At 61.2% G+C, this 21,478-nt stretch carries 22 protein-coding genes and 1 pseudogene; 15 read left to right on the plus strand and 8 right to left on the minus strand.

Annotated features, from left to right (window positions below):
• The first annotated feature begins 65 nt into the window (after nucleotides 1-65).
• The 5 genes from AAEZ10_RS24140 to AAEZ10_RS24160 all read left to right on the plus strand — a co-directional run bounded on the left by AAEZ10_RS24140 (nucleotide 66) and on the right by AAEZ10_RS24160 (nucleotide 6,541).
• On the plus strand, nucleotides 66-1,691 hold the full coding sequence (locus tag AAEZ10_RS24140) for an APC family permease (protein WP_350571309.1): 1,626 nt from the start codon (nucleotides 66-68) through the stop codon (nucleotides 1,689-1,691).
• Between the two features lie 22 nt (nucleotides 1,692-1,713).
• Nucleotides 1,714-2,640, plus strand: coding sequence for a 4-hydroxyproline epimerase (locus tag AAEZ10_RS24145; RefSeq protein WP_273525580.1), 927 nt, complete (start codon nucleotides 1,714-1,716; stop codon nucleotides 2,638-2,640).
• A gap of 54 nt (nucleotides 2,641-2,694) precedes the next feature.
• Nucleotides 2,695-3,642, plus strand: a complete 948-nt coding sequence (locus AAEZ10_RS24150) for a dihydrodipicolinate synthase family protein (RefSeq protein ID WP_110599051.1) — start codon at nucleotides 2,695-2,697, stop codon at nucleotides 3,640-3,642.
• 63 nt (nucleotides 3,643-3,705) lie between these two features.
• A complete protein-coding gene (locus tag AAEZ10_RS24155; protein ID WP_350571312.1) occupies nucleotides 3,706-5,298 on the plus strand; it encodes an aldehyde dehydrogenase (NADP(+)) in 1,593 nt (530 codons plus the stop codon).
• Complete coding sequence (locus AAEZ10_RS24160) at nucleotides 5,288-6,541, plus strand: NAD(P)/FAD-dependent oxidoreductase (RefSeq protein WP_350571314.1); 1,254 nt, start codon at nucleotides 5,288-5,290, stop codon at nucleotides 6,539-6,541. The genes AAEZ10_RS24155 and AAEZ10_RS24160 overlap by 11 nt, the downstream gene beginning before the upstream one ends.
• On the opposite strand, the gene AAEZ10_RS24165 is transcribed toward AAEZ10_RS24160, so the two are convergent.
• Complete coding sequence (locus tag AAEZ10_RS24165) at nucleotides 6,538-6,747, minus strand: hypervirulence associated TUDOR domain-containing protein (RefSeq protein WP_122507430.1); 210 nt, start codon at nucleotides 6,745-6,747, stop codon at nucleotides 6,538-6,540. The two genes, AAEZ10_RS24160 and AAEZ10_RS24165, sit on opposite strands and share 4 nt — an antisense overlap.
• 163 nt (nucleotides 6,748-6,910) lie before the next feature.
• Between AAEZ10_RS24165 and AAEZ10_RS24170 the strand changes: the two genes are divergently transcribed.
• The 3 genes from AAEZ10_RS24170 (at nucleotide 6,911) to AAEZ10_RS24180 (ending at nucleotide 9,169) form a co-directional block, all read left to right on the plus strand.
• Nucleotides 6,911-7,138 carry a hypothetical protein gene (locus AAEZ10_RS24170; protein ID WP_350571316.1) on the plus strand — a complete coding sequence of 76 codons (228 nt, stop codon included), beginning with the start codon at nucleotides 6,911-6,913 and terminating at the stop codon, nucleotides 7,136-7,138.
• Between the two features lie 153 nt (nucleotides 7,139-7,291).
• Entirely contained in the window at nucleotides 7,292-8,341 is a 1,050-nt protein-coding gene (locus tag AAEZ10_RS24175) for an NAD(P)-dependent alcohol dehydrogenase (protein ID WP_071171871.1), read from the plus strand.
• Between the two features lie 129 nt (nucleotides 8,342-8,470).
• On the plus strand, nucleotides 8,471-9,169 hold the full coding sequence (locus tag AAEZ10_RS24180; RefSeq protein ID WP_339100082.1) for a tRNA (adenine(22)-N(1))-methyltransferase: 699 nt from the start codon (nucleotides 8,471-8,473) through the stop codon (nucleotides 9,167-9,169).
• Nucleotides 9,170-9,362: 193 nt separating this feature from the next.
• Here AAEZ10_RS24180 and ycaC (AAEZ10_RS24185) read toward each other — a convergent pair whose 3' ends face one another.
• Nucleotides 9,363-9,992: an isochorismate family cysteine hydrolase YcaC gene (gene ycaC / locus AAEZ10_RS24185; RefSeq protein ID WP_016774235.1), complete on the minus strand. Its 630-nt coding sequence runs from the start codon at nucleotides 9,990-9,992 to the stop codon at nucleotides 9,363-9,365.
• Between the two features lie 288 nt (nucleotides 9,993-10,280).
• On the opposite strand from ycaC (AAEZ10_RS24185), the gene AAEZ10_RS24190 reads away from it, so the two are divergent.
• Nucleotides 10,281-10,991, plus strand: a complete 711-nt coding sequence (locus AAEZ10_RS24190; protein ID WP_339100083.1) for an SDR family NAD(P)-dependent oxidoreductase — start codon at nucleotides 10,281-10,283, stop codon at nucleotides 10,989-10,991.
• Nucleotides 10,992-11,085: 94 nt separating this feature from the next.
• Entirely contained in the window at nucleotides 11,086-12,015 is a 930-nt protein-coding gene (locus tag AAEZ10_RS24195) for a LysR family transcriptional regulator (protein WP_122699049.1), read from the plus strand.
• Here the strand turns inward: AAEZ10_RS24195 and AAEZ10_RS24200 are convergent, their stop codons facing one another.
• Together AAEZ10_RS24200 and AAEZ10_RS24205 are read right to left on the minus strand one after the other, a co-directional pair.
• Nucleotides 12,016-12,933 carry an AraC family transcriptional regulator gene (locus AAEZ10_RS24200; RefSeq protein ID WP_073475257.1) on the minus strand — a complete coding sequence of 306 codons (918 nt, stop codon included), beginning with the start codon at nucleotides 12,931-12,933 and terminating at the stop codon, nucleotides 12,016-12,018.
• Nucleotides 12,934-13,107: 174 nt separating this feature from the next.
• Nucleotides 13,108-13,872: an SDR family NAD(P)-dependent oxidoreductase gene (locus AAEZ10_RS24205; protein WP_056784713.1), complete on the minus strand. Its 765-nt coding sequence runs from the start codon at nucleotides 13,870-13,872 to the stop codon at nucleotides 13,108-13,110.
• A gap of 258 nt (nucleotides 13,873-14,130) precedes the next feature.
• Between AAEZ10_RS24205 and AAEZ10_RS24210 the strand changes: the two genes are divergently transcribed.
• Both AAEZ10_RS24210 and AAEZ10_RS24215 read left to right on the plus strand, forming a co-directional pair.
• Nucleotides 14,131-15,012 (plus strand): helix-turn-helix domain-containing protein, encoded by an 882-nt coding sequence (locus AAEZ10_RS24210; protein ID WP_350571349.1) that lies wholly within the window; start codon nucleotides 14,131-14,133, stop codon nucleotides 15,010-15,012.
• Nucleotides 15,013-15,138: 126 nt separating this feature from the next.
• Complete coding sequence (locus tag AAEZ10_RS24215) at nucleotides 15,139-15,876, plus strand: SDR family oxidoreductase (protein ID WP_071171866.1); 738 nt, start codon at nucleotides 15,139-15,141, stop codon at nucleotides 15,874-15,876.
• Between the two features lie 810 nt (nucleotides 15,877-16,686).
• On the opposite strand, the gene AAEZ10_RS24220 is transcribed toward AAEZ10_RS24215, so the two are convergent.
• Nucleotides 16,687-17,382: a B3/B4 domain-containing protein gene (locus tag AAEZ10_RS24220; protein WP_350571321.1), complete on the minus strand. Its 696-nt coding sequence runs from the start codon at nucleotides 17,380-17,382 to the stop codon at nucleotides 16,687-16,689.
• 46 nt (nucleotides 17,383-17,428) lie between these two features.
• On the opposite strand from AAEZ10_RS24220, the gene AAEZ10_RS24225 reads away from it, so the two are divergent.
• Nucleotides 17,429-18,055, plus strand: coding sequence for a helix-turn-helix domain-containing protein (locus AAEZ10_RS24225; RefSeq protein WP_150635678.1), 627 nt, complete (start codon nucleotides 17,429-17,431; stop codon nucleotides 18,053-18,055).
• 34 nt (nucleotides 18,056-18,089) lie between these two features.
• Here AAEZ10_RS24225 and AAEZ10_RS24230 read toward each other — a convergent pair whose 3' ends face one another.
• Both AAEZ10_RS24230 and ycaC (AAEZ10_RS24235) read right to left on the minus strand, forming a co-directional pair.
• Entirely contained in the window at nucleotides 18,090-18,290 is a 201-nt protein-coding gene (locus AAEZ10_RS24230) for a hypothetical protein (protein WP_016774226.1), read from the minus strand.
• Nucleotides 18,291-18,434: 144 nt separating this feature from the next.
• On the minus strand, nucleotides 18,435-19,064 hold the full coding sequence (gene ycaC, locus AAEZ10_RS24235) for an isochorismate family cysteine hydrolase YcaC (RefSeq protein ID WP_016774235.1): 630 nt from the start codon (nucleotides 19,062-19,064) through the stop codon (nucleotides 18,435-18,437).
• Between the two features lie 205 nt (nucleotides 19,065-19,269).
• Between ycaC (AAEZ10_RS24235) and AAEZ10_RS24240 the strand changes: the two genes are divergently transcribed.
• Nucleotides 19,270-19,533, plus strand: coding sequence for a hypothetical protein (locus AAEZ10_RS24240; protein WP_016774224.1), 264 nt, complete (start codon nucleotides 19,270-19,272; stop codon nucleotides 19,531-19,533).
• Nucleotides 19,530-20,266 (plus strand): annotated as a pseudogene (locus AAEZ10_RS24245) (Fic/DOC family protein). Before AAEZ10_RS24240 ends, AAEZ10_RS24245 begins: the two are co-directional and overlap by 4 nt.
• A 96-nt stretch (nucleotides 20,267-20,362) precedes the next feature.
• Here the strand turns inward: AAEZ10_RS24245 and AAEZ10_RS24250 are convergent.
• Nucleotides 20,363-21,289 carry a Gfo/Idh/MocA family protein gene (locus AAEZ10_RS24250; protein ID WP_350571324.1) on the minus strand — a complete coding sequence of 309 codons (927 nt, stop codon included), beginning with the start codon at nucleotides 21,287-21,289 and terminating at the stop codon, nucleotides 20,363-20,365.
• Nucleotides 21,290-21,478: the final 189 nt, after the last annotated feature.

Below are 21,478 nucleotides of genomic sequence, written 5' to 3' on the forward strand. Positions count from 1 at the left end.
CGTGCAAAGTCTGCTCGTCCCCGTGACACAACTGCCTATCCAATAACTCACAAGAAGGCGATGCCATGTCAGGCCAAGGCAAGTTCAAAAAACAGCTTTCATTGATCGACCTCACCTTTATCGGACTCGGCGCGATCTTCGGCTCCGGCTGGTTGTTCGCCGCCAGCCATGTCTCGGCGATTGCCGGTCCGGCGGGGATTTTCTCCTGGTTGCTGGGCGGCTTTGCCGTGTTGCTGCTGGGCATCGTCTACTGCGAACTGGGCGCGGCATTGCCCCGGGCCGGCGGGGTGGTGCGCTACCCGGTTTATTCCCACGGCCCGCTGCTCGGCTACCTGATGGGCTTCATTACGCTGATTGCGTTTTCCAGTCTGGTGGCGATCGAAGTGGTCGCCTCGCGCCAATACGCGGCGGCGTGGTTTCCCGGCCTGACCAAGGCTGGCAGTGGCGATCCGACGATCCTCGGCTGGCTGGTGCAGTTCGGCCTGCTCTGCGTGTTTTTCCTGCTCAACTACCGCAGCGTGAAGACCTTCGCCAAGGCCAACAATCTGGTCAGCGTGTTCAAATTCATCGTGCCGCTGCTGGTGATCGGCGTGCTGTTCACTTTCTTCAAACCGGAGAACTTTCAGGTTCAGGGATTCGCTCCATTCGGCCTGTCCGGCGTGGAGATGGCGGTCTCTGCCGGCGGAATCATCTTTGCCTACCTGGGCCTGACGCCGATCATTTCCGTGGCCAGCGAAGTGAAGAATCCACAGCGCACCATTCCCATCGCGCTGATTCTTTCAGTACTGCTGTCGACCCTGATTTACGTGCTGCTGCAAATGGCCTTTCTCGGCAGCATCCCGACGGAAATGCTCGCCAACGGCTGGGCGGGTATCAGCAAGGAATTCGCCCTGCCCTATCGCGACATCGCCCTGGCGCTCGGTGTCGGCTGGCTGGCCTATCTGGTGGTCGCCGATGCGGTGATCTCGCCGAGCGGCTGCGGCAACATCTACATGAACGCCACGCCGCGAGTGATCTACGGCTGGGCGCAGACCGGCACCTTCTTCAAGGTCTTCACCCACATCGATGAAAAGTCCGGCATCCCGCGTCCGGCGCTGTGGCTGACTTTCGCCCTGTCGGTGTTCTGGACCCTGCCATTCCCGTCGTGGGAAGCGCTGATCAACGTGGTCTCCGCCGCGCTGGTGTTGAGCTATGCGGTGGCGCCAGTGTCGGTTGCGGCGCTGCGCCGCAATGCGCCGGACATGCCGCGCCCGTTCCGGGTCAAGAGCATGGGCCTGCTCGGGCCGGTGTCGTTCATCATCGCCGCGCTGATCGTCTACTGGTCGGGCTGGAACACCGTATCGTGGCTGCTTGGCCTGCAAATCCAGATGTTTGTCATCTACCTGTTCTGCGGTCGCTTTGTGCCGACCGCACACCTGAGTCTGGCGCGTCAGGTGCGCTCATCGGCGTGGCTGATCGCGTTCTACGCGGTGACTATCGTGCTGTCTAAACTCGGCACCTTCGGGGGCCTGGGCATCCTCGCCCATCCGTTCGATACGATCGTCGTCGCCGCTTGCGCCACCGGTATTTACTACTGGGGCGCAGCGACCGGCGTGCCTGCCCATCTGCTGCGCCTGGACGACGAGGACGAAGAAAGCGAAAGCCCTGCGCCCTCGCCAACCGTCACCGCCCGCCCTGCCGGCGCCTACTGAAATCATCCAACGGGATCTCTTCATGAAACGAGTACACGTCATTGATTCCCACACCGGCGGCGAGCCGACGCGACTGGTGATGAGCGGCTTCCCCGAGCTGTCCGGCAACAGCATGGTCGAGAAACGCGACGCCCTGCGCAGCCAGCACGATCAGTGGCGCCGCGCCTGTCTGCTCGAGCCACGCGGCAACAATGTGCTGGTCGGCGCGCTCTATTGCCAACCGGTGTCGCCTGATGCCACCTGCGGGGTGATCTTCTTCAACAACGCCGGATACCTGGGCATGTGCGGCCACGGCACCATTGGCCTGATCAATTCGTTGCAGCATCTGGGGAAAATCCACCCGGGCGTGCACAAGATCGACACACCGGTGGGGCAAGTCAGCGCGACGCTGCACGACGATGGCTCGGTCACTCTGGGCAACGTGCCCGCCTACCGCTATCGCAAACAAGTACCAGTGGACGTGCCCGGTTTTGGTCGCGTAGTCGGTGATATCGCCTACGGCGGCAACTGGTTTTATCTGGTCTCCGAGCATGGCCAGAGGTTAACGATGGACAACGTCGAACACCTGACCGCGTACACCTGGGCCATGCTCAAGGCGCTGGAAGATCAGGGCATTTTTGGCGAAGACGGCGCGGTCATCGACCACATCGAACTGTTCGCCGATGACGATCGGGCCGACAGCCGCAACTTCGTCATGTGCCCCGGCAAAGCCTATGACCGCTCACCATGCGGCACCGGCACCAGCGCCAAACTTGCCTGCCTGGCCGCCGACGACAAGCTGCAAGCGGGCGCACCGTGGATCCAGGCGAGCATCACCGGCAGCCAGTTCGAAGGGCGCTTCGAATGGGAGGGCGAACGCATTCGCCCGTTCATCACCGGCCGCGCCTACATGACCGCCGACAGCACCTTGCTGATCGACGAAACCGACCCGTTCGCGTGGGGCATCTGAGCCGCCACGCCGCTTTTCCACCTCGAATCAAACGAAATGCCAAGGAGTTGAACCATGAGCGACAACATCTTCACCGGCTGCATGCCGGCCCTGATGACCCCATGCACCGCCCAGCGCAAACCGGACTTCGATGCGCTGGTGGCCAAGGGACGCGAGCTGATCGATGTCGGCATGAGCGCCGTGGTCTATTGCGGCTCGATGGGCGACTGGCCGCTGCTGACTGAAGCCGAGCGCCAGGAAGGCGTGGCGCGCCTGGTCGCTGCCGGGGTGCCGACCATCGTCGGCACTGGTGCAGTGAATACCCGAGAAGCGGTTTCCCACGCAGCGCATGCGGCGAAAGTCGGCGCGCAAGGCTTGATGGTCATTCCGCGCGTGCTGTCCCGTGGTGCTTCGGCGACGGCGCAAAAGGCCCACTTCGCCGCCATTCTGCAAGCCGCACCGAACTTGCCGGCGGTGATCTACAACAGCCCTTACTACGGCTTCGCCACCCGCGCCGATCTATTTTTTGAACTGCGCCGTGAATACCCAAACCTGATCGGCTTCAAGGAATTCGGCGGCGGCGCGGACCTGCGCTACGCGGCCGAGAACATCACCTCCAAGGATGACGACGTGACGCTGATGGTCGGCGTCGACACGCAAGTGGTGCACGGCTTCGTCAACTGCAACGCCACCGGCGCCATTACCGGCATCGGCAACGCCCTGCCCCGCGAAGTGCTGCAACTGGTGGCGCTGAGCAAGCAGGCCGCGCAAGGCGATGCCAAGGCCCGGCGCCAGGCGCGGGAACTGGAGTCGGCGCTGGCGGTGCTGTCCTCGTTCGACGAAGGTTGCGATCTGGTGCTGTATTACAAGCATCTGATGGTGCTCAACGGCGACAAGGAATACACCCTGCACTTCAACGAAAGCGACGTGCTGAGCGACTCGCAACGGCGCTATGCCGAGAAGCAGTATTCGCTGTTCCGTCACTGGTACGAAAACTGGTCCGCCGAGCAGAACTTCGCCTGACCGCCACCTGCCGCGAGTCATCACGATTCGCGGCAGGCCTCGCTCATTTCACAGGAAGACACCATGACTCTGACGGGCAACATGCTGATCGGCCAACAATCCGTGACGGGCCATCGTCCAGCCTTTCGCGGGATTGATCCGGCGACCAACCAGGCACTTGAACCGCAGTACGCCGGGGCGTCAGCCGAACAGGTGGAACAGGCGTGCGCCCTGGCCTGGACGGCGCAAGACGCGTACCGCGAAACCAGCCTGAGCACCCGTGCGGCATTTCTCGAAAGCATTGCCGAACACATCGAAAACCTTGGCGATGAACTGATCGAACGCGCCCACGCCGAAACCGGTCTGCCGCCTGCACGCCTTCAGGGCGAACGTGGCCGCACCTGCTCGCAATTGCGCCTGTTCGCCCGTACCGTGCGCGCGGGTGAATGGCTGGACGTGCGCGTCGACAGTGCGCAACCGCAACGCCAACCACTGCCGCGCTCCGACTTGCGCCAGCGGCAGATTGCCCTGGGGCCGGTCGCGGTGTTTGGTGCGAGCAACTTTCCGCTGGCATTTTCCGTGGCCGGTGGCGACACCGCCGCAGCACTGGCGGCCGGTTGCCCGGTAATCGTCAAGGCGCACAGCGCCCATCCGGGCACCAGCGAACTGGTCGGCCGCGCAGTGGCGCAAGCGGTCAAAGCCTGCGCTCTGCCCGAGGGCGTGTTTTCCTTATTGTTCGATTCTGGCTACGAAGTCGGCATCGCATTGGTCAGCGACTGGCGCATCAAAGCCGCTGGTTTCACCGGCTCGCGCACTGGCGGTCTGGCCTTGATGAAAGCTGCGCAAGCGCGGGCCGAGCCGATCCCGGTGTATGCGGAAATGAGCTCGATCAACCCGGTTTTGCTGTTTCCCGCCGCGCTGGAAAATCGCGCGCAGGCGCTGGCCGAAGGGTTTGTCGCGTCGCTGACACTGGGCGCCGGGCAGTTCTGCACCAACCCGGGATTGCTGATTGCCCGCAAAGGCCCGGCGCTCGACGGGTTCCTCGGCGCGGTAGCGGAACTGATCCCGCGCAGCGCGGCGCAAACCATGCTCACGCCCGGCATCTTCGGCGCCTGTCAAACAGGCGTGACGGCTCTGCAAGACAATCCCCGTGCACGCGCGGTAGCGGTTGGCCAAGCCGGCGGCGGCCCGAATCAGTGTCAGACGCATGTCTTCAGCACCGATGCAGCGGATTTTCTTGCCGATCAAAGCTTGCAAGCCGAGGTCTTCGGCGCGACAGCGCTGATCGTGCAATGCAGCAGTGACGAAGAAATCCGTCAGGTCTGCGCCCATCTCGAAGGTCAACTGACCGCGACATTGCACATGGATGACGCGGACCTTGCTTTGGCGCGCGCGTTGCTGCCAACCCTCGAGCGCAAGGCCGGGCGCTTGCTGGTCAATGGCTGGCCGACCGGCGTGGAAGTCTGCGATGCGATGGTGCATGGCGGGCCTTACCCGGCGACCTCGGATGCGCGCAGCACCTCGGTGGGCACTGCGGCGATCCTGCGTTTCCTGCGGCCGGTGTGCTATCAGGATTTCCCCGACAGCTTGCTGCCGACGGTGCTGCAACAGACCAATCCGCTCAACCTTCGGCGCTTGCTCGATGGCCAACGGGAAGCGACACGCCATGGCGAATAATCCATCGCACGACATCGCCGTGGTCGGCGCGGGGATCATCGGCGTCGCTTGCGCACTGCGTCTGGCGCGCCAGGGTTTGCGCGTGGTGGTCATCGATCAGCAGGAACCGGGGCATGGCGCTTCGTTCGGTAATGCCGGGCATCTGGCCACCGAGCAGGTGTTCCCGATTGCTGACGTGTCGATCCTCAAGCGTTTGCCGGCCATGCTGATGGACCCGATGGGGCCGCTGCGTCTGGACTGGAAGTACCTGCCGCGCGCCCTGCCGTGGTTCACCCGCTTGCTGCTGAATCTGCGGCCTGAGCCTTTTCAGAAAACCGTCGCCGGCTTGCGCGCGCTCAACGAAAGCAGCCTCGACGCGTGGCAGCGCTTGTTCAGCGATATCCAGCGCACCGATCTGCTCAAGGTTGACGGCTCGTTACTGGTCTTCGAAAAACCTGAATCCCGTCAGGCCATCGAAGCCTTGCAGGCGCGACTGCATCAGCAGCAGGTGCCGGTGGACTATTGGCAAGCGGGGCCGATTCGCGAAACGGCGCCGCAGCTCAGCGAACAGATTCAGGGCGGACTGTTTTTCCCGCGAACCGGGCATTTCCTTGATCCCTATCGGGTGGTCTGCGCACTGGTCGAAGCGGCTCGCAGCAGCGGCGTGAGTTTTCTCCAGCAGCAGGTTCAGGGCGGCTACGTGCAGGAAAACGGTGTCTTGTTGATGACCGGCAACGGCGGTGTGACGGCCAGCCGCGTGTTACTGGCCTGCGGTGCGCATTCGGCAAAACTCACCGCCGCTCTGACCGGCAAGCAGGTACCGTTGGACACCGAACGTGGCTATCACCTGATGCTGCCGCACGAGCATGATCGCCTGCCCTTCCCCGTCACCTCGCTGGAACGCAAATTCATCATGACGCCGATGCGCGAAGGCCTGCGTCTGGCCGGCACAGTCGAATTCGCCGGGGTGGAGCGGCCAGCGAACATGGCACGTGCCTGGCAGTTGCAGCGCCTGAGCCAAGGTCTGTTTCGCAAGGACCTGAACGCTGATGGCGCGACGCCGTGGATGGGCTTTCGCCCGTCGCTGCCGGATTCGCTGCCGGTGATCGATCAGGTTTGCGCCGGCAAGGTCTTGCTTGCCTTCGGTCATCAGCATCTGGGCCTGACGCAGGCGGCGCTGACGGCGGAGATGATCGGGCAGATGGTCTCAGGCGCGGCCGGCGAGTTGCCGAATGCCGACGCCTACCGACTGGCGCGTTTCTAAGCGTGCTTCAGCGCGTCGCCGTGATGCATGGCCAGGTGGCCGGTCTTGTCGCTCTTGACCTCGTACTGCGGCGCGTCTTTCGAGGCCGGGCGGTGGCGGCCCATGAACTCGGTATCGCGAGTGTGCACCTTGACCACTTTGCCGTGGATTTCGCCTGCCTCGGAATTCCAGCGCACCGCTTCGCCGACTTTGAATGAACTGCTCATCATTGCGTCCTCGCCTCTGGCTGTTGATTTATGGAGCCGCGCGCGTCGGAGAAATTCCGCTTTTTGCGAGGCGACCGAAGGCAGGCAAAAAAATCGAACGGCGAAAATCGCCCGCACCTCCAACCTGCACAAGCCGTAGAAAACGGCCATGACGAGGTGTGAGATGAATAACGATCAAGGCAAGCAAGGTGACGATCCGCTCCCAACCACGCCCGACCCGCTGAGTCCGGGGCGTACCGAGGTCGATCCGATGAAGGAACGCGGCATCGATGAGCTACCCGACAACGAAGGCGTAATCCCGCTGGATGATGACAGTACCGGCCTGGATCCGGAGCGCGTACGTCAGGAAACCGATAACGCCGAGATGGACGACCAGCCCAATCCGCGTTGAGCCTGAAACGGCAGCCATACGGCTGCCTTTCGGTTGCCTTTCGGTTGCGCAATCAACAGCAGAATCAGGCAAGCATTTCACAGAAATGCACTACCTCGCGCTCCGACCCAGGCGCAACAATGGGCGTCCGACAACCCCATGGAGGATGCTCACATGCTCGTACAAGCCTACGGCGCCCACGCTGGCGACAAACCTCTTGAGCCGATGCAGATCAACCGCCGTGCCCCGGCGGCGCACGACGTGCAGATCGATATCGCTTTCTGCGGCATCTGCCATTCCGACTTGCATCAGGTGCGCGCCGAATGGGCTGGCACGCAATTCCCCTGCGTGCCCGGCCATGAAATCGTCGGCCGCGTCTCGGCGGTTGGCGATCACGTCAAAAACTACAAGGTCGGCGATCTGGTCGGTGTCGGCTGCATCGTCGACAGCTGCCAGCACTGCGATGACTGCGAATCCGGTCTGGAAAATTACTGCGACGGCATGATCGGCACCTACAATTTCCCGACCCCGGACGCACCGGGCTGGACCCTCGGCGGCTATTCGCAAAACATCGTCGTGCACGAGCGCTATGTGTTGCGCATCCGTCATCCCGAGGCGCAACTGGCAGCCGTCGCGCCGCTGCTCTGCGCCGGCATTACCACCTACTCGCCGCTGCGCCACTGGAACGCTGGCCCCGGCAAGAAAGTTGGCGTGGTCGGCATCGGTGGCCTGGGCCACATGGGCATCAAACTGGCCCACGCCATGGGCGCCCATGTCGTCGCCTTCACCACCTCCGAATCCAAGCGCGAAGCGGCCAAGGCGCTGGGTGCGGACGAAGTGGTGGTGTCGCGCAATGCCGAAGAAATGGCGGCACACACCAAGAGCTTCGACTTCATCCTCAATACCGTCGCAGCGCCGCACGATCTCGACGCCTTCCTCGTGCTGCTCAAGCGCGATGGCGCGTTGACCCTGGTCGGAGCGCCCGCATCGCCGCATCCGTCGCCGAACGTATTCAACCTGATCACCAAGCGGCGCACCATTGCCGGTTCAATGATCGGCGGCATTCCCGAGACCCAGGAGATGCTGGATTTCTGCGCCGAGCACGGCATCGTTTCCGACATCGAGTTGATCCGCGCCGACCAGATCAACGAGTCCTATGAGCGCATGCTCAAGGGCGACGTGAAATACCGCTTCGTCATCGACAACGCAACGCTCGCCGGCTAAGCGCCAACGTCCATCGGCAGCGCCGTGCTGCCGATGGCTTGAGGGATTCCATCGGCGCGATTTGACAGCGCCCGCGTTGCTCGCCAGAGTCGCACCCCTTTTTCCACCGCTGGGTGAACGGGGTCGCCATTGAACCAACAGACATTGTCCATGCGCCTGGAGCGCGTCGCTGCCCACGTGCCGGTCGGCGCGCGGCTGGCGGATATCGGCTCGGATCACGCCTATTTGCCGGTTGCCCTGATGCGCCGAGGGCTGATTACAGCGGCGGTGGCTGGCGAGGTCGCGCGCACGCCATTTCACGCGGCGCAACGCACCGTCAATGACAACGACCTGCGCGGCCAGATCAGCGTGCGTCTGGCCGATGGCCTGGCGGCGATCAGGCCTGACGACGGCATCAGCGCCATCACCCTGTGCGGCATGGGCGGCGAAACCATTCGCGATATTTTCGACAGTGGCAAAGCCCATCTCAGTGGCCACGAACGCTTGATCCTGCAACCCAACGGCGGCGAGCAAGCACTGCGCCAGTGGTTGATGGATAACAGTTACCGGATCGTTTGCGAAGAAGTGCTGCACGAGAACCGCTTCGACTACGAAATTATCGTTGCCGAGCGGGCCTCTGATCCGGTGACTTACGATGCCAGGGAACTGTTTTTCGGTCCGCTGCATCTGCAGGCGCGCTGCCCGGCATTTCTGCACAAATGGCAACGCAGGCTGAAGCAGCGGCAAAAGACGTTGGGGCAGTTTACGCGAGCGCAACAGACGTTGCCGGAGGACAAAATTCTTGCGCTGAAGCAAGAGGTGCAGTGGATCAGCGAATTGCTCGGGTGACTGTGCCGCCGTCTTCGCGAGCAGGCTCGCTCCCACAGGAAATTGCATTTCTCCTGAGGAAACACGGTCAACTGTCGGAGCGAGCCTGCTCGCGAAAGCGGTGGGTCAAGCTACAGAGCAACCAAGTTGGCCGCAGCCGTCGGAAAAACAAAAAGCCTGCTGTTAAAAGCAGGCTTTTTCGTGGGTCGTGAACTTACTTCTGCTGCGTCAGCGCCGAGTAGCTGTTCATCAGGTTGCGGTAGTTAGGAATGCGCTGCGACAACAGATTGCCCAGGCCTTCAATGTCGTTGCGCCAGTCGCGGTGCAGCTCACAGGCCACCGAGAACCAGTTCATCATCTGCGCGCCGGCCTGAGTCATGCGGCTCCACGCGGCTTGCTGCACGGTGGTGTTGAAGGTGCCGGACGCATCGGTGACTACGAACACATCGAAACCTTCAGCCAATGCTGACAGGGTCGGGAACGCGACACACACATCCGTGACCACACCGGCAATGATGATCTGCTTGCGCCCGGTGGCCTTGATCGCCTTGACGAAATCTTCATTGTCCCAGGCGTTGATCTGGCCAGGGCGAGCGATGTACGGCGCGTCCGGGAACATCTCTTTCAACTCCGGTACCAGCGGGCCGTTCGGGCCTTGTTCGAAGCTGGTGGTGAGGATCGTCGGCAGGTCGAAGAACTTGGCCAGATCCGCCAGCGCCAGCACGTTGTTCTTGAACTCGTTCGGCGAGAAGTCCTGCACCAGCGAGATCAGACCGGTCTGGTGGTCAACCAGCAGCACGATAGCGTCGTCTTTGTTCAGGCGGTTGTAGGTTGGAGTGGTCATGGTGTGCGTCCCTTTTCAAGTTTTGAGTTTTGTTGTTGCGTTCAAGTTGGGTACAGATTACTGACGCACAGCAAAGGGATAAATCGGCTGAAAAGCGTTTCACCGTCCACCTGAACAGGACAATCGAGAGCTGCCCCCCAACAAAAACGCGTGCAGGTCGTTCTGATTAGATACACCACAGTACAAATGATGTACCTCAGCCCCCATTTATCAACTCCTCGCAACTTCCTAAAGTCCTCTCCAACAGCCACCCGCCATCCCGACGGGCCAGCGACAGAGGAAATCATCATGAGCACATCGAAAAAAGTAGTTGTCATCACCGGCGCCTCGCAAGGCATCGGTGCAGGTCTGGTCGAAGGCTTTCGCGCCCTTGGCCATCAAGTGGTCGCTACCTCGCGCTCGATCAAAGAGTCGAGCGACCCGGATGTCCTGGCCGTCGCCGGTGACATTGCCGATCCGCAAACCGCCGAGCGCGTGATTCGCGCCGCTGTTGCCCGCTTCGGTCGCGTCGATACGCTGGTCAACAATGCCGGGATCTTTCTGGCCAAGCCGTTCACCGCTTACAGCCAGGCGGACTATGCCCAGGTCGTGGCGACCAACATGAGTGGCTTCTTCTACATCTCGCAACTGGCCATCGCCGAGATGGAAAAACACGGCAGCGGCCACGTCGTCAGCGTCACTACCAGCCTGGTCGATCATGCAATCGATGGCGTGCCTTCGGTATTGGCGTCGCTGACCAAGGGCGGCATCAACGCCGCGACTAAATCCCTGGCGATCGAGTACGCCAAGCGCGGCATTCGGGTCAACGCCGTGTCGCCGGGCATCATCAAAACGCCGATGCACGCTGAGGAAACCCATCAGGCGCTGGGCAGCCTGCACCCGGTCGGCCACATGGGCGAAATCGACGACATCGTGCAAGCGATCCTCTACCTCGACGGCGCAAATTTCGTCACTGGCGAGATCCTGCATGTCGACGGTGGCCAGAGCGCCGGCCATTGATCGAAACCCTGCAACGCCGCCGGTGGATACCGGCGGCGTCGTTGGTTGTGGTACACAGAGGATGAACGTCCGTCGATCCTCGGTGCGAGCCACAATGAAACGCCATTTTGAAGATTTGCAGTTAGGCAGTATCGAACTGTTCTGCCTGGCCGCCGAAGCCGGCAGCTTCACCGCCGCCGCGCAACTGGCCGGGGTCACGCCCGCTGCGGTGAGCCGGTCGATTCTGCGTCTGGAGCAACGCCTGGGTTCGCGACTGTTTGCCCGCACCACGCGCAGCATTCGCCTCACCGACGCCGGCCGGAGCTTCTTCGAACAATGCAGCCAGGCGCTGACGCAACTGGTCGAAGCGCAGCAGGAAGTCATGGGCGCGCAGACTTCGCCATCGGGTCGACTGCGCATCAGCCTGCCGACCACCTACGGGCATCACCGCATCCTGCCGCTGCTGCCGAAATTTCGCGCGTTGTACCCCGAGGTCACGGTCGACGTGCACTTGGGCAATCGCAATATCGACTTCGTTGAAGAGGGCTACGACCTGGCGATACGCGTGCGCGCGCAACCGGACTCGACCCTGATCGCGCGCCTGCTGGAAGACGCCGCCCTGGTGGTGGTCGCCGCCCCCGAATATCTGCATAGAGCCGGCACGCCGCAGACCCTCGACGATCTCATTGCGCATGAGTGCATCCAGTTCGAATTGCCCAGCAGCGGGCGGCGGATTTCCTGGCTGTTTCAGGAAAACGGCCGGGACCTGGAAGTGATTTCCGACGGTGGCTATTCCTGTTCCGACGATGTGCTCGGCGGTGTGACGCTGGCCAAGCACGGCGCCGGGCTGTTTCAGACTTACCGTTTCATCGTCGAGCAAGAACTCGCCGATGGTCGCCTGATTGAAGTGCTGCAACCGTACGCCGGACGTTCGCGCCCCTACACCCTGCTCTACCCGCACGGCCGCTATGTGCCGCAGCGGGTGCGGGCGTTTGTGGATTTTCTGCTGGGGTTTCGTGAGCAATGGGCAGGACCCGCGCGGTAATCAACCGGTCTGACGCAGGCGGCTAAGTTCCTTGGACGGCGGGCAGCCGAACTGGCGGTTGTATTCACGGCTGAACTGCGAAGCGCTTTCGTAGCCGACGCGGTAACAGGCGCTGGACACGTCCAGCCCTTCATTGATGATCAGCCGCCGCGCCTCTTGCAGGCGCAGCTGTTTTTGATATTGCAGCGGACTCATCGCGGTGACGGCTTTGAAGCGGTGATGCAGCGCCGAGTTGCTCAGATTGGCCACCTGCGCCAGCGCGTCGATGCGCAGCGGCTCGGTGAAATTCTTGTTCAGCCAGTCGATAGCCCGCGTGACCCGGTGGGTCTGCGAATCGCTGACGGCGATTTCATACAGCAGATGCCCGTGCTGGCCGCGCAGCAGGCGGTAATACAGCTCGCGCAACGCCATCGGCGCGAGCATGCCGATGTCGCGCGGATTATCCAGCAGGCGCACCAGACGCAGCATGGTGTCGAGCAGGGTCACGTCGATCTTGTCGAGAAACATCCCGCGCCCGGCGTCTTGCGGCATGCCGGTCAGCGGTGATTCGGCAATCAGTTGCGTCAGTTGCGCCGGGTCGAAATCCAGCCGTACGCAAAAATACGGCGCCTCGGGCGAGGCTTCGATCACCCGTCCCGACACCGGCAACGTCACTGACACCACCAGATAATTCAGCGGGTCGTAGAGGAAGCGTTCGTCACCCAGCCCGACTTCCTTGCGCCCCTGCACGATCAGGCACAACGCCGGCCGGTGCACAACGTGAATCAGCTCGGACGGGCCATCGAGACGGATCACGTGCAGCGGCGCAATCGCCGTTTCGTAAGTGCCCGGCGCGTCGAAGCGTTGAGTCAGCAAGCGCACCAGTTCGGCGCGATACACCGCCGTGTCGTGGAGGATGGAAGCGTCGTGGTTATCCATGCAAAGGGCCTCGAAAGCAGACGAAGGTGGGTCAACTGCGGAGGAAGATTAGCCAGTTTTATCCAGCGGCGACTAGATCAAAGATGCTGCAGATTTGCCTGATTCTGCGTGCTCGTGTTACTGGCAAAGCCATGGGCGCGTTATCACACGCGCCCTTGGCTTCTCACCCGACTATCAACCCGCCGTTACCGTCATGCCGCCATCGGCCATGACCACCGAGCCGACCATGAAACTGGCGCGGTCGGAGGCGAGGAAGGTGACGATTTCGGCAATTTCCTCCGGCTGCGCCGCCCGACCGATTGGCGCCGCTTCGCCGTGCTGCGCGAGGAAGCCCGGGCCGTCCTCGACCACGTCATTGAGGATGTTAGTCACCACATCGCCGACGCCGATGGCATTGACGCGAATGCCGTGCTCGATGACTTCCAGGGCCAGCGTACGGGTCAGTTGTGCCAGCGCCCCTTTGGAAGCGGTGTAGGCGGCAATGGTCGGAAAGGCAAAGTACGACGCATAGGAAGCGATATTGACGATCGCGCCGGACTTGTTCGGGATCATCGCCTTGACCGCTTCGCGGCAGTGCAGGAAGGCGGCCGTGGCATTCACTGCCTGGATCTTTTCCCAGTCGTCGCGGCTCATGTCGATCACTGCTTTGTTGATAATGATCCCGGCGTTGTTGACCAGAATATCCAGGCGCCCGAACTGCTCGACGGCAAGGCCTACTGCACGTTCGGCGGCGCCGTCCTCGGTGATGTCCGCCACCAGCGGCACCAGATCGGGACGAGCCAGTGCTTCGACAGCCGGGTTGAGGTCTTCGGCAATCACCTTGGCGCCGCGAGCGTGCAGCATCAGCGCAATCGCCTTGCCGATGCCACTGGCCGCGCCAGTGACCAGTGCAACTTTACCGGCGACTTCTTGTGGCAGGGTGTGGTTGAAATCAGTCATGGTTTTAACTCCTCGATAGCGAATCGGTGTTGCGCCTGATGGCGCGGTCGTAAACACGGCTTCACTGTCGCGCACTGTCCGCCGCCGGGCTTTCGGGCGATTGCCGGGACTGTCGGAGTTTTGCGCTGGAATTTCCTGCCCGCCCGCCCTAACCTGCAAAATCATTCACAGCCGAAGCTTTTGATGGAGCGTCCTGTGCCCTCTACCAGCCCCGCTACACCGACAATCAGCCAGCCCGCGCGCATCGCCGCCGAAGCCATGCCGGAGCATCTGCCCGGTATTGCGGAAACGACCACGCCGCGGCCGCAGATCAAGGATGCAGTGGTGCAGCTGTTCCGCCATCAGACTCTGCTTGAGCCGATCCGCGTGCCATGCGTGGCCGAACCGCTGCTGGTGCTGGTATTGGCCGGCACTGCCCGGGTCGAAGAACGTTCGTTGGGCGGAGAATGGCAGGCGAGCCAGGTCACGGCGGGCGACTTCTTCCTGACCAACACCCGCGAACCTTATGAAATGCGCTGGCAAACCGAAGGCTGTGAGGTCTTCGAAGTCATGCACCTCTACCTAGGTCTGGGCCTGATCGAACAAGCGGCGCGCGAAGCGTTCGGCGAACAGGCCGGTGCAGTGACGTTTGTCGATGTGTCCGGTGCGCGTGACGAGCAGGTCAGCTTCATCCTTGAGCAACTGCGCATCGAACTGACCGAACAGCGCCAACCCAGCGCACTGCTGGTGCACAGCCTGGCTCAGGCGTTGGCGATACATCTGCTGCGTCATTACCTCGACCCGGACAGCAACCCGCGCCGCGACAACGCCCTGCCCGCCTACAAACTGCGCCGGGTGATCGAAGCCATGAATGCGCATCTGGCGGAGGATTTCAGCCTCAGTCATTTGGCCGCCATCGCCGGGCTGAGCGACTACCACTTCAGCCGCACCTTCAAGCGCGCCACCGGTTTATCGCCCTCGCAATACTTCATCCGCCTGCGCATGAGCCGCGCGCGTGATCTGTTGCTGGAAACCGCCCACAGCGTGATCGACATCGGCCTGGAGGTTGGCTATTCCAGCCCCAGCCATTTTTCCCAGGTGTTCCGCCGTGAAGTCGGCGTCACCCCAAGTGCCTACCGCGATGCGCCACGCGGGGCCTGAAATCTGTCGAAAAGCGATGCAGCAGAATTGGGCAAATCCCGTGGAGGAATCGATTAATAGCCCATGAGCCCCCGCACTTAATCTTCTTCCAAGCCCACTCACGGGCACACAGAAGAGGACGACATCATGCTGAACATTCAAGACAAAGTGATCGTGATTACCGGCGCCAGCAGCGGCATCGGCGAAGCCACCGCACGCCTGCTCGCCGAACGTGGCGCCAAAGTGGTGTTGGGTGCACGGCGCACCGAGCGTCTGGCAGTCATTGCCGAAGAGATCAATAGCGCCGGTGGCCACGCGCAGTTCCGCGCACTGGACGTCACCGATCAGCAGGATGTGCAGCGCTTCGTCGATTTTGCCGTCGAGCATTACGGCCGCGTCGATGTGCTGGTCAACAACGCCGGGGTCATGCCGTTGTCGCGGCTGGACGCGCTGAAGGTCGATGAGTGGAACCGCATGATCGACGTCAACATCCGGGGCGTACTCCACGGCATCGCCGCCAGCCTGCCGTTGATGCAGCGCCAGCGCGCCGGGCAGATCATCAACATCGCCTCGATCGGTGCTTACGCGGTCAGCCCGACTGCGGCGGTGTACTGCGCGACCAAATACGCCGTACGGGCGATTTCCGAAGGCTTGCGTCAGGAGGTGGGCGGCGATATCCGCGTCACCGTCATCGCACCGGGCGTGACCGAATCGGAACTGGCCGAGAGCATTTCCGACGAAGGCGGCCGCGAAGAGATGAAGTCATTCCGCAAGATCGCCATCCCCGCCGAAGCCATCGCCCGCGCGATTGCGTATGCCGTCGAACAACCGGCGGACGTGGACGTCAGCGAACTGATCGTACGCCCGACCGCGAGCCCCTACTGAGACCCGGAGTCAATCTGTTGCAGCTAGCCTGCTCGCGAAAGCGCTGGGTCAGGCGAACATGATGTTGAATGTACCGCCGTCTTCGCGGGCAAGCCCGCTCCCACAGGGGGTTGTGGCACCACCAAATCATTGGTCAACACGGAACATTGTGGGATCGAGCCTGCCCGCGAAAGCGCTGGGTCAGCCGGCAAAGAGGTTGAATGTGCCGCCGTCTTCGCGGGCAAGCCCGCTCCCACAGAGGTTGTAGCACCACCAAATCATTGGTCAACACGGAACACTGTGGCAGCGAGCCTGCTCGCGAAAATGCTGGGTCAGGCGAACATGATGTTGAATGCACCGCCGCCTTCGCGGGCAAGCCCGCTCCCACAGTTTTTTTGTGGCACCACCAAATCATTGGTCACCACGGAACATTGTGGCAGCGAGCCTGCTCGCGAAAGCGCTGGGTCAGGCGAACATGATGTTGAATGTACCGCCGCATTCGCGGGCAAGCCCGCTCCCACAGGTTTTTTGTGGCACCACCAAATCATTGGTCAACACGGAACATTGTGGGAGCGAGCCTGCTCGCGAAAGCGGTGGATCAGCCGGCAAAGATTTTGGATGTACCGCCGTCTTCGCGGGCAAGCCCGCTCCCACAGGGTTTTTGTGGCACCACCAAATCAATGGTCAACACGGAACATTGTGGGAGCGAGCCTGCTCGCGAAAGCGCTGGCTCAGGCGAATATGATGTTGAATGTGCCGCCGCCTTCTCGAGCAGGCTCCCACAAGGAATCGCGGTGCCGCTGACGAAACGGGCTGGCACTCATATCCAACCTAACGCGCTCCCGGCCCGATCAACATGCTTTCGATCTCGGCGCCGGGCATCATTTGCTGCAGGCCTTCGATGAGCTTGTCGCCGGCCTCGGTCAGCGCTTCCAGCGGCATCGCCGGCAGGCTTTCGAGGATGAACCACATGTGCTGCGCTTGCGCATCGAGGCGGGTTCGCACGCCTTGGCGCCAGTTCCAGCGCCGGCAGGTCACGCCTTGGTCATCGCGCCAGACCACTTCGCCGGCGTCCGGAAACTCATGCGCGGGCAGACCTTCTTTCATCGTGTCGAACGGTTCGCTGCCATCGGCGATGACCAGACGCGGTGAGCCTATGTAGGCTTGCGCATTCTCCCCGCCGACCGGAATCGCGTACTCGAGGCTGATGGCGTTGTACAGATCAACCACCGGATCGATGCTCGGCAACTCGCCGTCGCGCAACATCCGTTTGCGCAGAGCCTCGGCCGAGCACGGCGTGCGCTGCGGCTTGGCACCGAACTGGCGAAACACGTCCGCCCAGGCCTGCAAGTGCGCGGGCGCCCATGCCGGGCCACCGTTGGCGACGATCTGGCAGGCTTTGGCCAGTGCTTCACCGGCCACGTATGCCTGAGTAATCGGCGCCGCTTGCACGACAATACTCAGCGCTCTGAAGCCCGGCGCGAGTTGCGCAACAGCCGGATCGATTGACGGCACGACAGACAGCATCCCAGAATCCCCCTCATACCCGAATTTCAAACGATGCTAGCGATCAATGACCAAGAAAGTCAATATATCGACCGAAGCCGGCGCCGACGTCGAGACCGTCAGCGCGGCGGTGTCGCGCACGCTCAAACAGGCGCGCAAACAACAGGGCATCACCCTGGATGAACTGTCCAGGCGCTCGGGCGTGAGCAAAGGCATGGTGGTCGAGATCGAGAAGGGCTCGGCCAACCCAAGCATCGCGACATTGTGCAAAATCGCCGCAGCGCTGGGCTTGTCCGTGGCGGACTTCGTCAATGTCGCCGACACTCCGGCGGCGCATCTGATCGACAGTGATGACATCCCCACGCTATGGACCGGTGAACTGGGCGGATCGGCGCGCCTGCTGGCCGGCACCGGCGGCCCGAACATGCTCGAGTTGTGGCGCTGGGAATTGTTTCCCGGCGAGTCATTTTCTTCAGCCGGTCACCCGAACGGCACCACCGAGTTGTTTCATGTCGAGAAAGGCACGTTGCATTTGCACGTTGGCGATGCCGAGCTGATTGTCGGGCCTGGGTGTTCGGCGGTGGCGCGGACCGATGTGGCGCATGGGTATGCCAACCATGGGCGAGCGAAACTGGTTTTCACAATGTCGGTTACTGAACTGCATCAGGGTGCGCGGGAGAGCCTCTCACTCTAATTCCAGAGTGGGAGGCATCGATTAAATCGCTCACTCAGCGTGACGGCGGATGCTCCGTCGAAACCGAATTGGCCGCATCCACATCCGACATGTCTTCTTCTACAGGCGCCTCATCGTCCGGCGGCAAAGGCACCTCGGGGTTTTCGCGCTTGGGATCGTGCCCGGTCTCGTTGTCGGTGGTGCGCGTCACGGCTTGTTGCGACTGGTTGCCCGGTGCGTTTTCATCAATGTCCATGTCGTTCTCCGAGGTGTTCAGCGATAGGTACCTGAACGTGTGAAATGCCCTTGCGTGACAAGTGCCCGACAATGGACGAACGGCGTTCTGTAGAAAACGCAAAAAGCCTGCTTTCGAGGCAGGCTTTCGCTTTGGATTTAACGCTTACTTCTGCTGCGTCAGCGCCGAGTAGCTGTTCATCAGGTTGCGGTAGTTGGGAATGCGCTGCGACAACAGATTGCCCAGGCCTTCGATGTCGTTGCGCCAGTCGCGGTGCAGCTCACAGGCCACCGAGAACCAGTTCATCATCTGCGCGCCGGCCTGAGTCATGCGGCTCCACGCGGCTTGCTGCACGGTGGTGTTGAAGGTGCCGGACGCGTCAGTCACCACGAACACATCAAAACCTTCCGCCAGCGCCGACAGGGTCGGGAACGCTACACACACATCCGTTACCACACCGGCAATGATGATCTGCTTGCGCCCGGTAGCCTTGATTGCCTTGACGAAATCTTCGTTGTCCCAAGCGTTGATCTGACCTGGGCGAGCGATGTACGGTGCGTCCGGGAACATCTCTTTCAGCTCCGGCACCAGCGGGCCGTTCGGGCCTTGTTCGAAGCTGGTGGTGAGGATGGTTGGCAGGTCGAAGAACTTGGCCAGATCCGCCAGCGCCAGCACGTTGTTCTTGAACTCGTTCGGCGAGAAGTCCTGCACCAGCGAGATCAGACCGGTCTGGTGGTCAACCAGCAGCACGATAGCGTCGTCTTTGTTCAGGCGGTTGTAGGTTGGAGTGGTCATGGTGTGCGTCCCTTTTCAAGTTTGGAGTTTTGTTGTTGCGTTCAAGTTGGGTACAGATTACTGACGCACAGCAAAGGGATAAATCGGCTGAAAAGCGTTTCACCGTCAACTCAAAGAGGACAATGCCAAGAGTCGAAATGCTAGACGGCTAATCCGGCGGAACGGCGCCATGCTATGCTCCGACAGAGAAAACGAGGGGTTAACAATGAGCGAATCAGCCACTGACAGCGTCGCGAGCGAAGTATGCAAGCTTGCAGAAAAACACCGCATTGGCGCCGAGCGTGACGGCCTGAGCCGCATGGCGGCAACGATAACGCAACTGGCTGGTGATGCCGTCGAGCTGGATAATGTTGAGCAGTTGCTGGTTAATCTGAAGCGAAAGGGTGTGTTGAACAAGGCAGAAATCATGGCCTTGCAAGGACGTTACCTTCAGGAAAAAAGGCGTTCGAAAAAGCAGCTCAGCGCATGACGTTCGACCCCTTCGGCGATTTCGAAACTGAAGGCTACCTTTCAACTCGCTCAAGCTGAAAGACCCGGTTGAAGTAAAGGAATCGGAACATCTCTCTTTCGAAGCCAGTATCGAAGACGCCCTTGCTCATCTGGCAAAAAAGACATCCATCGACTATCAAGCGATACTCAAAACTCATGAAATCCTGTTTGCCGGTTTCTACCCATGGTCAGGCAAAGACAGGAATGAGCTTGTTCCCCACCTCGCGGTTTTCAAAGGATCAAAAGAAGATCCGCATCACACACCTTTCGAGCGACCTGAGCTGATCAAAAGATCCGTCGAATATGCGCTGGAGCTCGCTGCGAACAAAAAACGCTTCCGCGAGCGCCCCGGCGAGGTGATGGGCCAATTGGCTTTCGCTCATCCGTTTCTGGATGGTAATGGGCGGACCATCCTGCTCGTTCACATGGAACTGTGCTATCGAGCCAAGTTCGCCATCGATTGGTCGAAGACCAACAAAGATGCGTATTTACGGGCGCTCAGCGACGAGATCCGCGATCCTTCCAGAGGCCACCTGGACGACTATCTGAAGCCCCACGTCGTAGATATCTCAAGCCGTGAGGAATGGCCCGAAGTGATTGGCGGTATCAAAGGGTTGGACGGTTTGGACAAGGAAGGAATCGTCTACGCGAATCTGGACAATCCCGACATTCAGCAACTGTATGAAACCTACAGAACGCAGCCAATAAAGTGACCAAGAAGCCTGCTGTTAAAAGCAGGCTTTATTTGTCTGGCGGCCTGCGCGACGCAGACCTGCTTACGCGCTATGACGACTCAAGCTGAAATTCACTCAATCGTAAAACGGCTCAACCAACGTCCGGCTGCCGACAAAGAAACTGTCCGCCACCAGGCGCAACGGCTGCAGATCCAGGTCGCTGGCCTTGTCGCTGATCAATTGCTGGAAGTGGCGGTAGACCGCTGCGTACTCGCCCTCCTCCGACACACTTTGGCGCACGCCGTCGATACTCAGCACGGCGCCGCCGTTGTCCAGGCGCAGGACGCCTTCGACGCAGCGAATTTCGATGCTCCACAGTTCGTCGTGGCCATGGTCGAAATCGAACTCGGCGCGTACGTCCAACTGATGCGGGTCAGACATTTTGATCGAGGCGGCAATCGGCGCCTGGCAGTTGCTCGGCACGCGCAGTGCGGCGGCTTCGACAAACAGCGGCAGCGCCAGCAGGTGGGTGACGATCGACAGTGCGTTGATGCCCGGGTCGAAGACGCCGAGGCCGCCCGGTTGCCAGATCCATGCCTGACCCGGATGCCACTTGCGTACGTCTTCCTTCCAGTCGATCTGCACGCTTTGCAGGGTGCGGCTGGCAAGCCAGTCGCGGGCGGCGGCGATGCCCGGTGCGTAGCGTGAATGCCAGGCGAACAAAGCGCTGACGCCTTGATCGGCGACTTGATCGACCAGGGCCATGGCCTCGCCCAATGTCGCACAGGGCGGTTTTTCCACCAGCACGTGCTTGCCGGCCGCCAACGCCTGTTGCACCAGTGCGAAGCGCCCTTGTGGCGGCGTGCAGAAAGCAATGGCATCGACGCTCGGGCCGTTTTCGAGCAGTTCGCCCAGCGACTGGAAGTTCTCCACCCCGGCGCAAGGTTTGCCTTGGGTAGCGACCGCCACCAACTGGAACGCCGGGTTGGCGAGGATGGCGGGAACGTGTTGATCCTGGGCGATCTTGCCGTAGCCCACCAGGCCGAGACGAATCGGTTGCATTACAGACTCCTGTTGTTGTTTTGGTCTTTGCAGCGCAGCGGCAAGAGTACGTGTTTCTGCGCCCGCCTCCAATCGTCATACTATTTAAATCAAGTTTGGTCGCGGCGAACGCATGGCTTATTCGTCATTTCTTCTTACACCTTTTGTCGTCCGATCCGGCACCGCGCGGCGATCGGCAGCCGGCGATCA

Source organism: Pseudomonas sp. H26/SER47-MNA-CIBAN-0231 (assembly GCF_040310465.1).
GTDB classification, from domain to species: Bacteria; Pseudomonadota; Gammaproteobacteria; order Pseudomonadales; family Pseudomonadaceae; genus Aquipseudomonas; species Aquipseudomonas atacamensis.

Bases quoted from the DNA above. Each gene is read 5' to 3' on its own strand.
- AAEZ10_RS24140 (WP_350571309.1), top strand. From the start codon at position 66: ATGTCAGGCCAAGGCAAGTTCAAAAAACAGCTTTCATTGATCGACCTC.
- AAEZ10_RS24145 (WP_273525580.1), top strand. From the start codon at position 1,714: ATGAAACGAGTACACGTCATTGATTCCCACACCGGCGGCGAGCCGACG.
- AAEZ10_RS24150 (WP_110599051.1), top strand. From the start codon at position 2,695: ATGAGCGACAACATCTTCACCGGCTGCATGCCGGCCCTGATGACCCCA.
- AAEZ10_RS24155 (WP_350571312.1), top strand. From the start codon at position 3,706: ATGACTCTGACGGGCAACATGCTGATCGGCCAACAATCCGTGACGGGC.
- AAEZ10_RS24160 (WP_350571314.1), top strand. From the start codon at position 5,288: ATGGCGAATAATCCATCGCACGACATCGCCGTGGTCGGCGCGGGGATC.
- AAEZ10_RS24165 (WP_122507430.1), bottom strand. From the start codon at position 6,747: ATGAGCAGTTCATTCAAAGTCGGCGAAGCGGTGCGCTGGAATTCCGAG.
- AAEZ10_RS24170 (WP_350571316.1), top strand. From the start codon at position 6,911: ATGAATAACGATCAAGGCAAGCAAGGTGACGATCCGCTCCCAACCACG.
- AAEZ10_RS24175 (WP_071171871.1), top strand. From the start codon at position 7,292: ATGCTCGTACAAGCCTACGGCGCCCACGCTGGCGACAAACCTCTTGAG.
- ycaC (WP_016774235.1), bottom strand. From the start codon at position 9,992: ATGACCACTCCAACCTACAACCGCCTGAACAAAGACGACGCTATCGTG.
- AAEZ10_RS24190 (WP_339100083.1), top strand. From the start codon at position 10,281: ATGAGCACATCGAAAAAAGTAGTTGTCATCACCGGCGCCTCGCAAGGC.
- AAEZ10_RS24195 (WP_122699049.1), top strand. From the start codon at position 11,086: ATGAAACGCCATTTTGAAGATTTGCAGTTAGGCAGTATCGAACTGTTC.
- AAEZ10_RS24200 (WP_073475257.1), bottom strand. From the start codon at position 12,933: ATGGATAACCACGACGCTTCCATCCTCCACGACACGGCGGTGTATCGC.
- AAEZ10_RS24205 (WP_056784713.1), bottom strand. From the start codon at position 13,872: ATGACTGATTTCAACCACACCCTGCCACAAGAAGTCGCCGGTAAAGTT.
- AAEZ10_RS24210 (WP_350571349.1), top strand. From the start codon at position 14,131: ATGCCGGAGCATCTGCCCGGTATTGCGGAAACGACCACGCCGCGGCCG.
- AAEZ10_RS24215 (WP_071171866.1), top strand. From the start codon at position 15,139: ATGCTGAACATTCAAGACAAAGTGATCGTGATTACCGGCGCCAGCAGC.
- AAEZ10_RS24220 (WP_350571321.1), bottom strand. From the start codon at position 17,382: ATGCTGTCTGTCGTGCCGTCAATCGATCCGGCTGTTGCGCAACTCGCG.
- AAEZ10_RS24225 (WP_150635678.1), top strand. From the start codon at position 17,429: ATGACCAAGAAAGTCAATATATCGACCGAAGCCGGCGCCGACGTCGAG.
- AAEZ10_RS24230 (WP_016774226.1), bottom strand. From the start codon at position 18,290: ATGGACATTGATGAAAACGCACCGGGCAACCAGTCGCAACAAGCCGTG.
- ycaC (WP_016774235.1), bottom strand. From the start codon at position 19,064: ATGACCACTCCAACCTACAACCGCCTGAACAAAGACGACGCTATCGTG.
- AAEZ10_RS24240 (WP_016774224.1), top strand. From the start codon at position 19,270: ATGAGCGAATCAGCCACTGACAGCGTCGCGAGCGAAGTATGCAAGCTT.
- AAEZ10_RS24250 (WP_350571324.1), bottom strand. From the start codon at position 21,289: ATGCAACCGATTCGTCTCGGCCTGGTGGGCTACGGCAAGATCGCCCAG.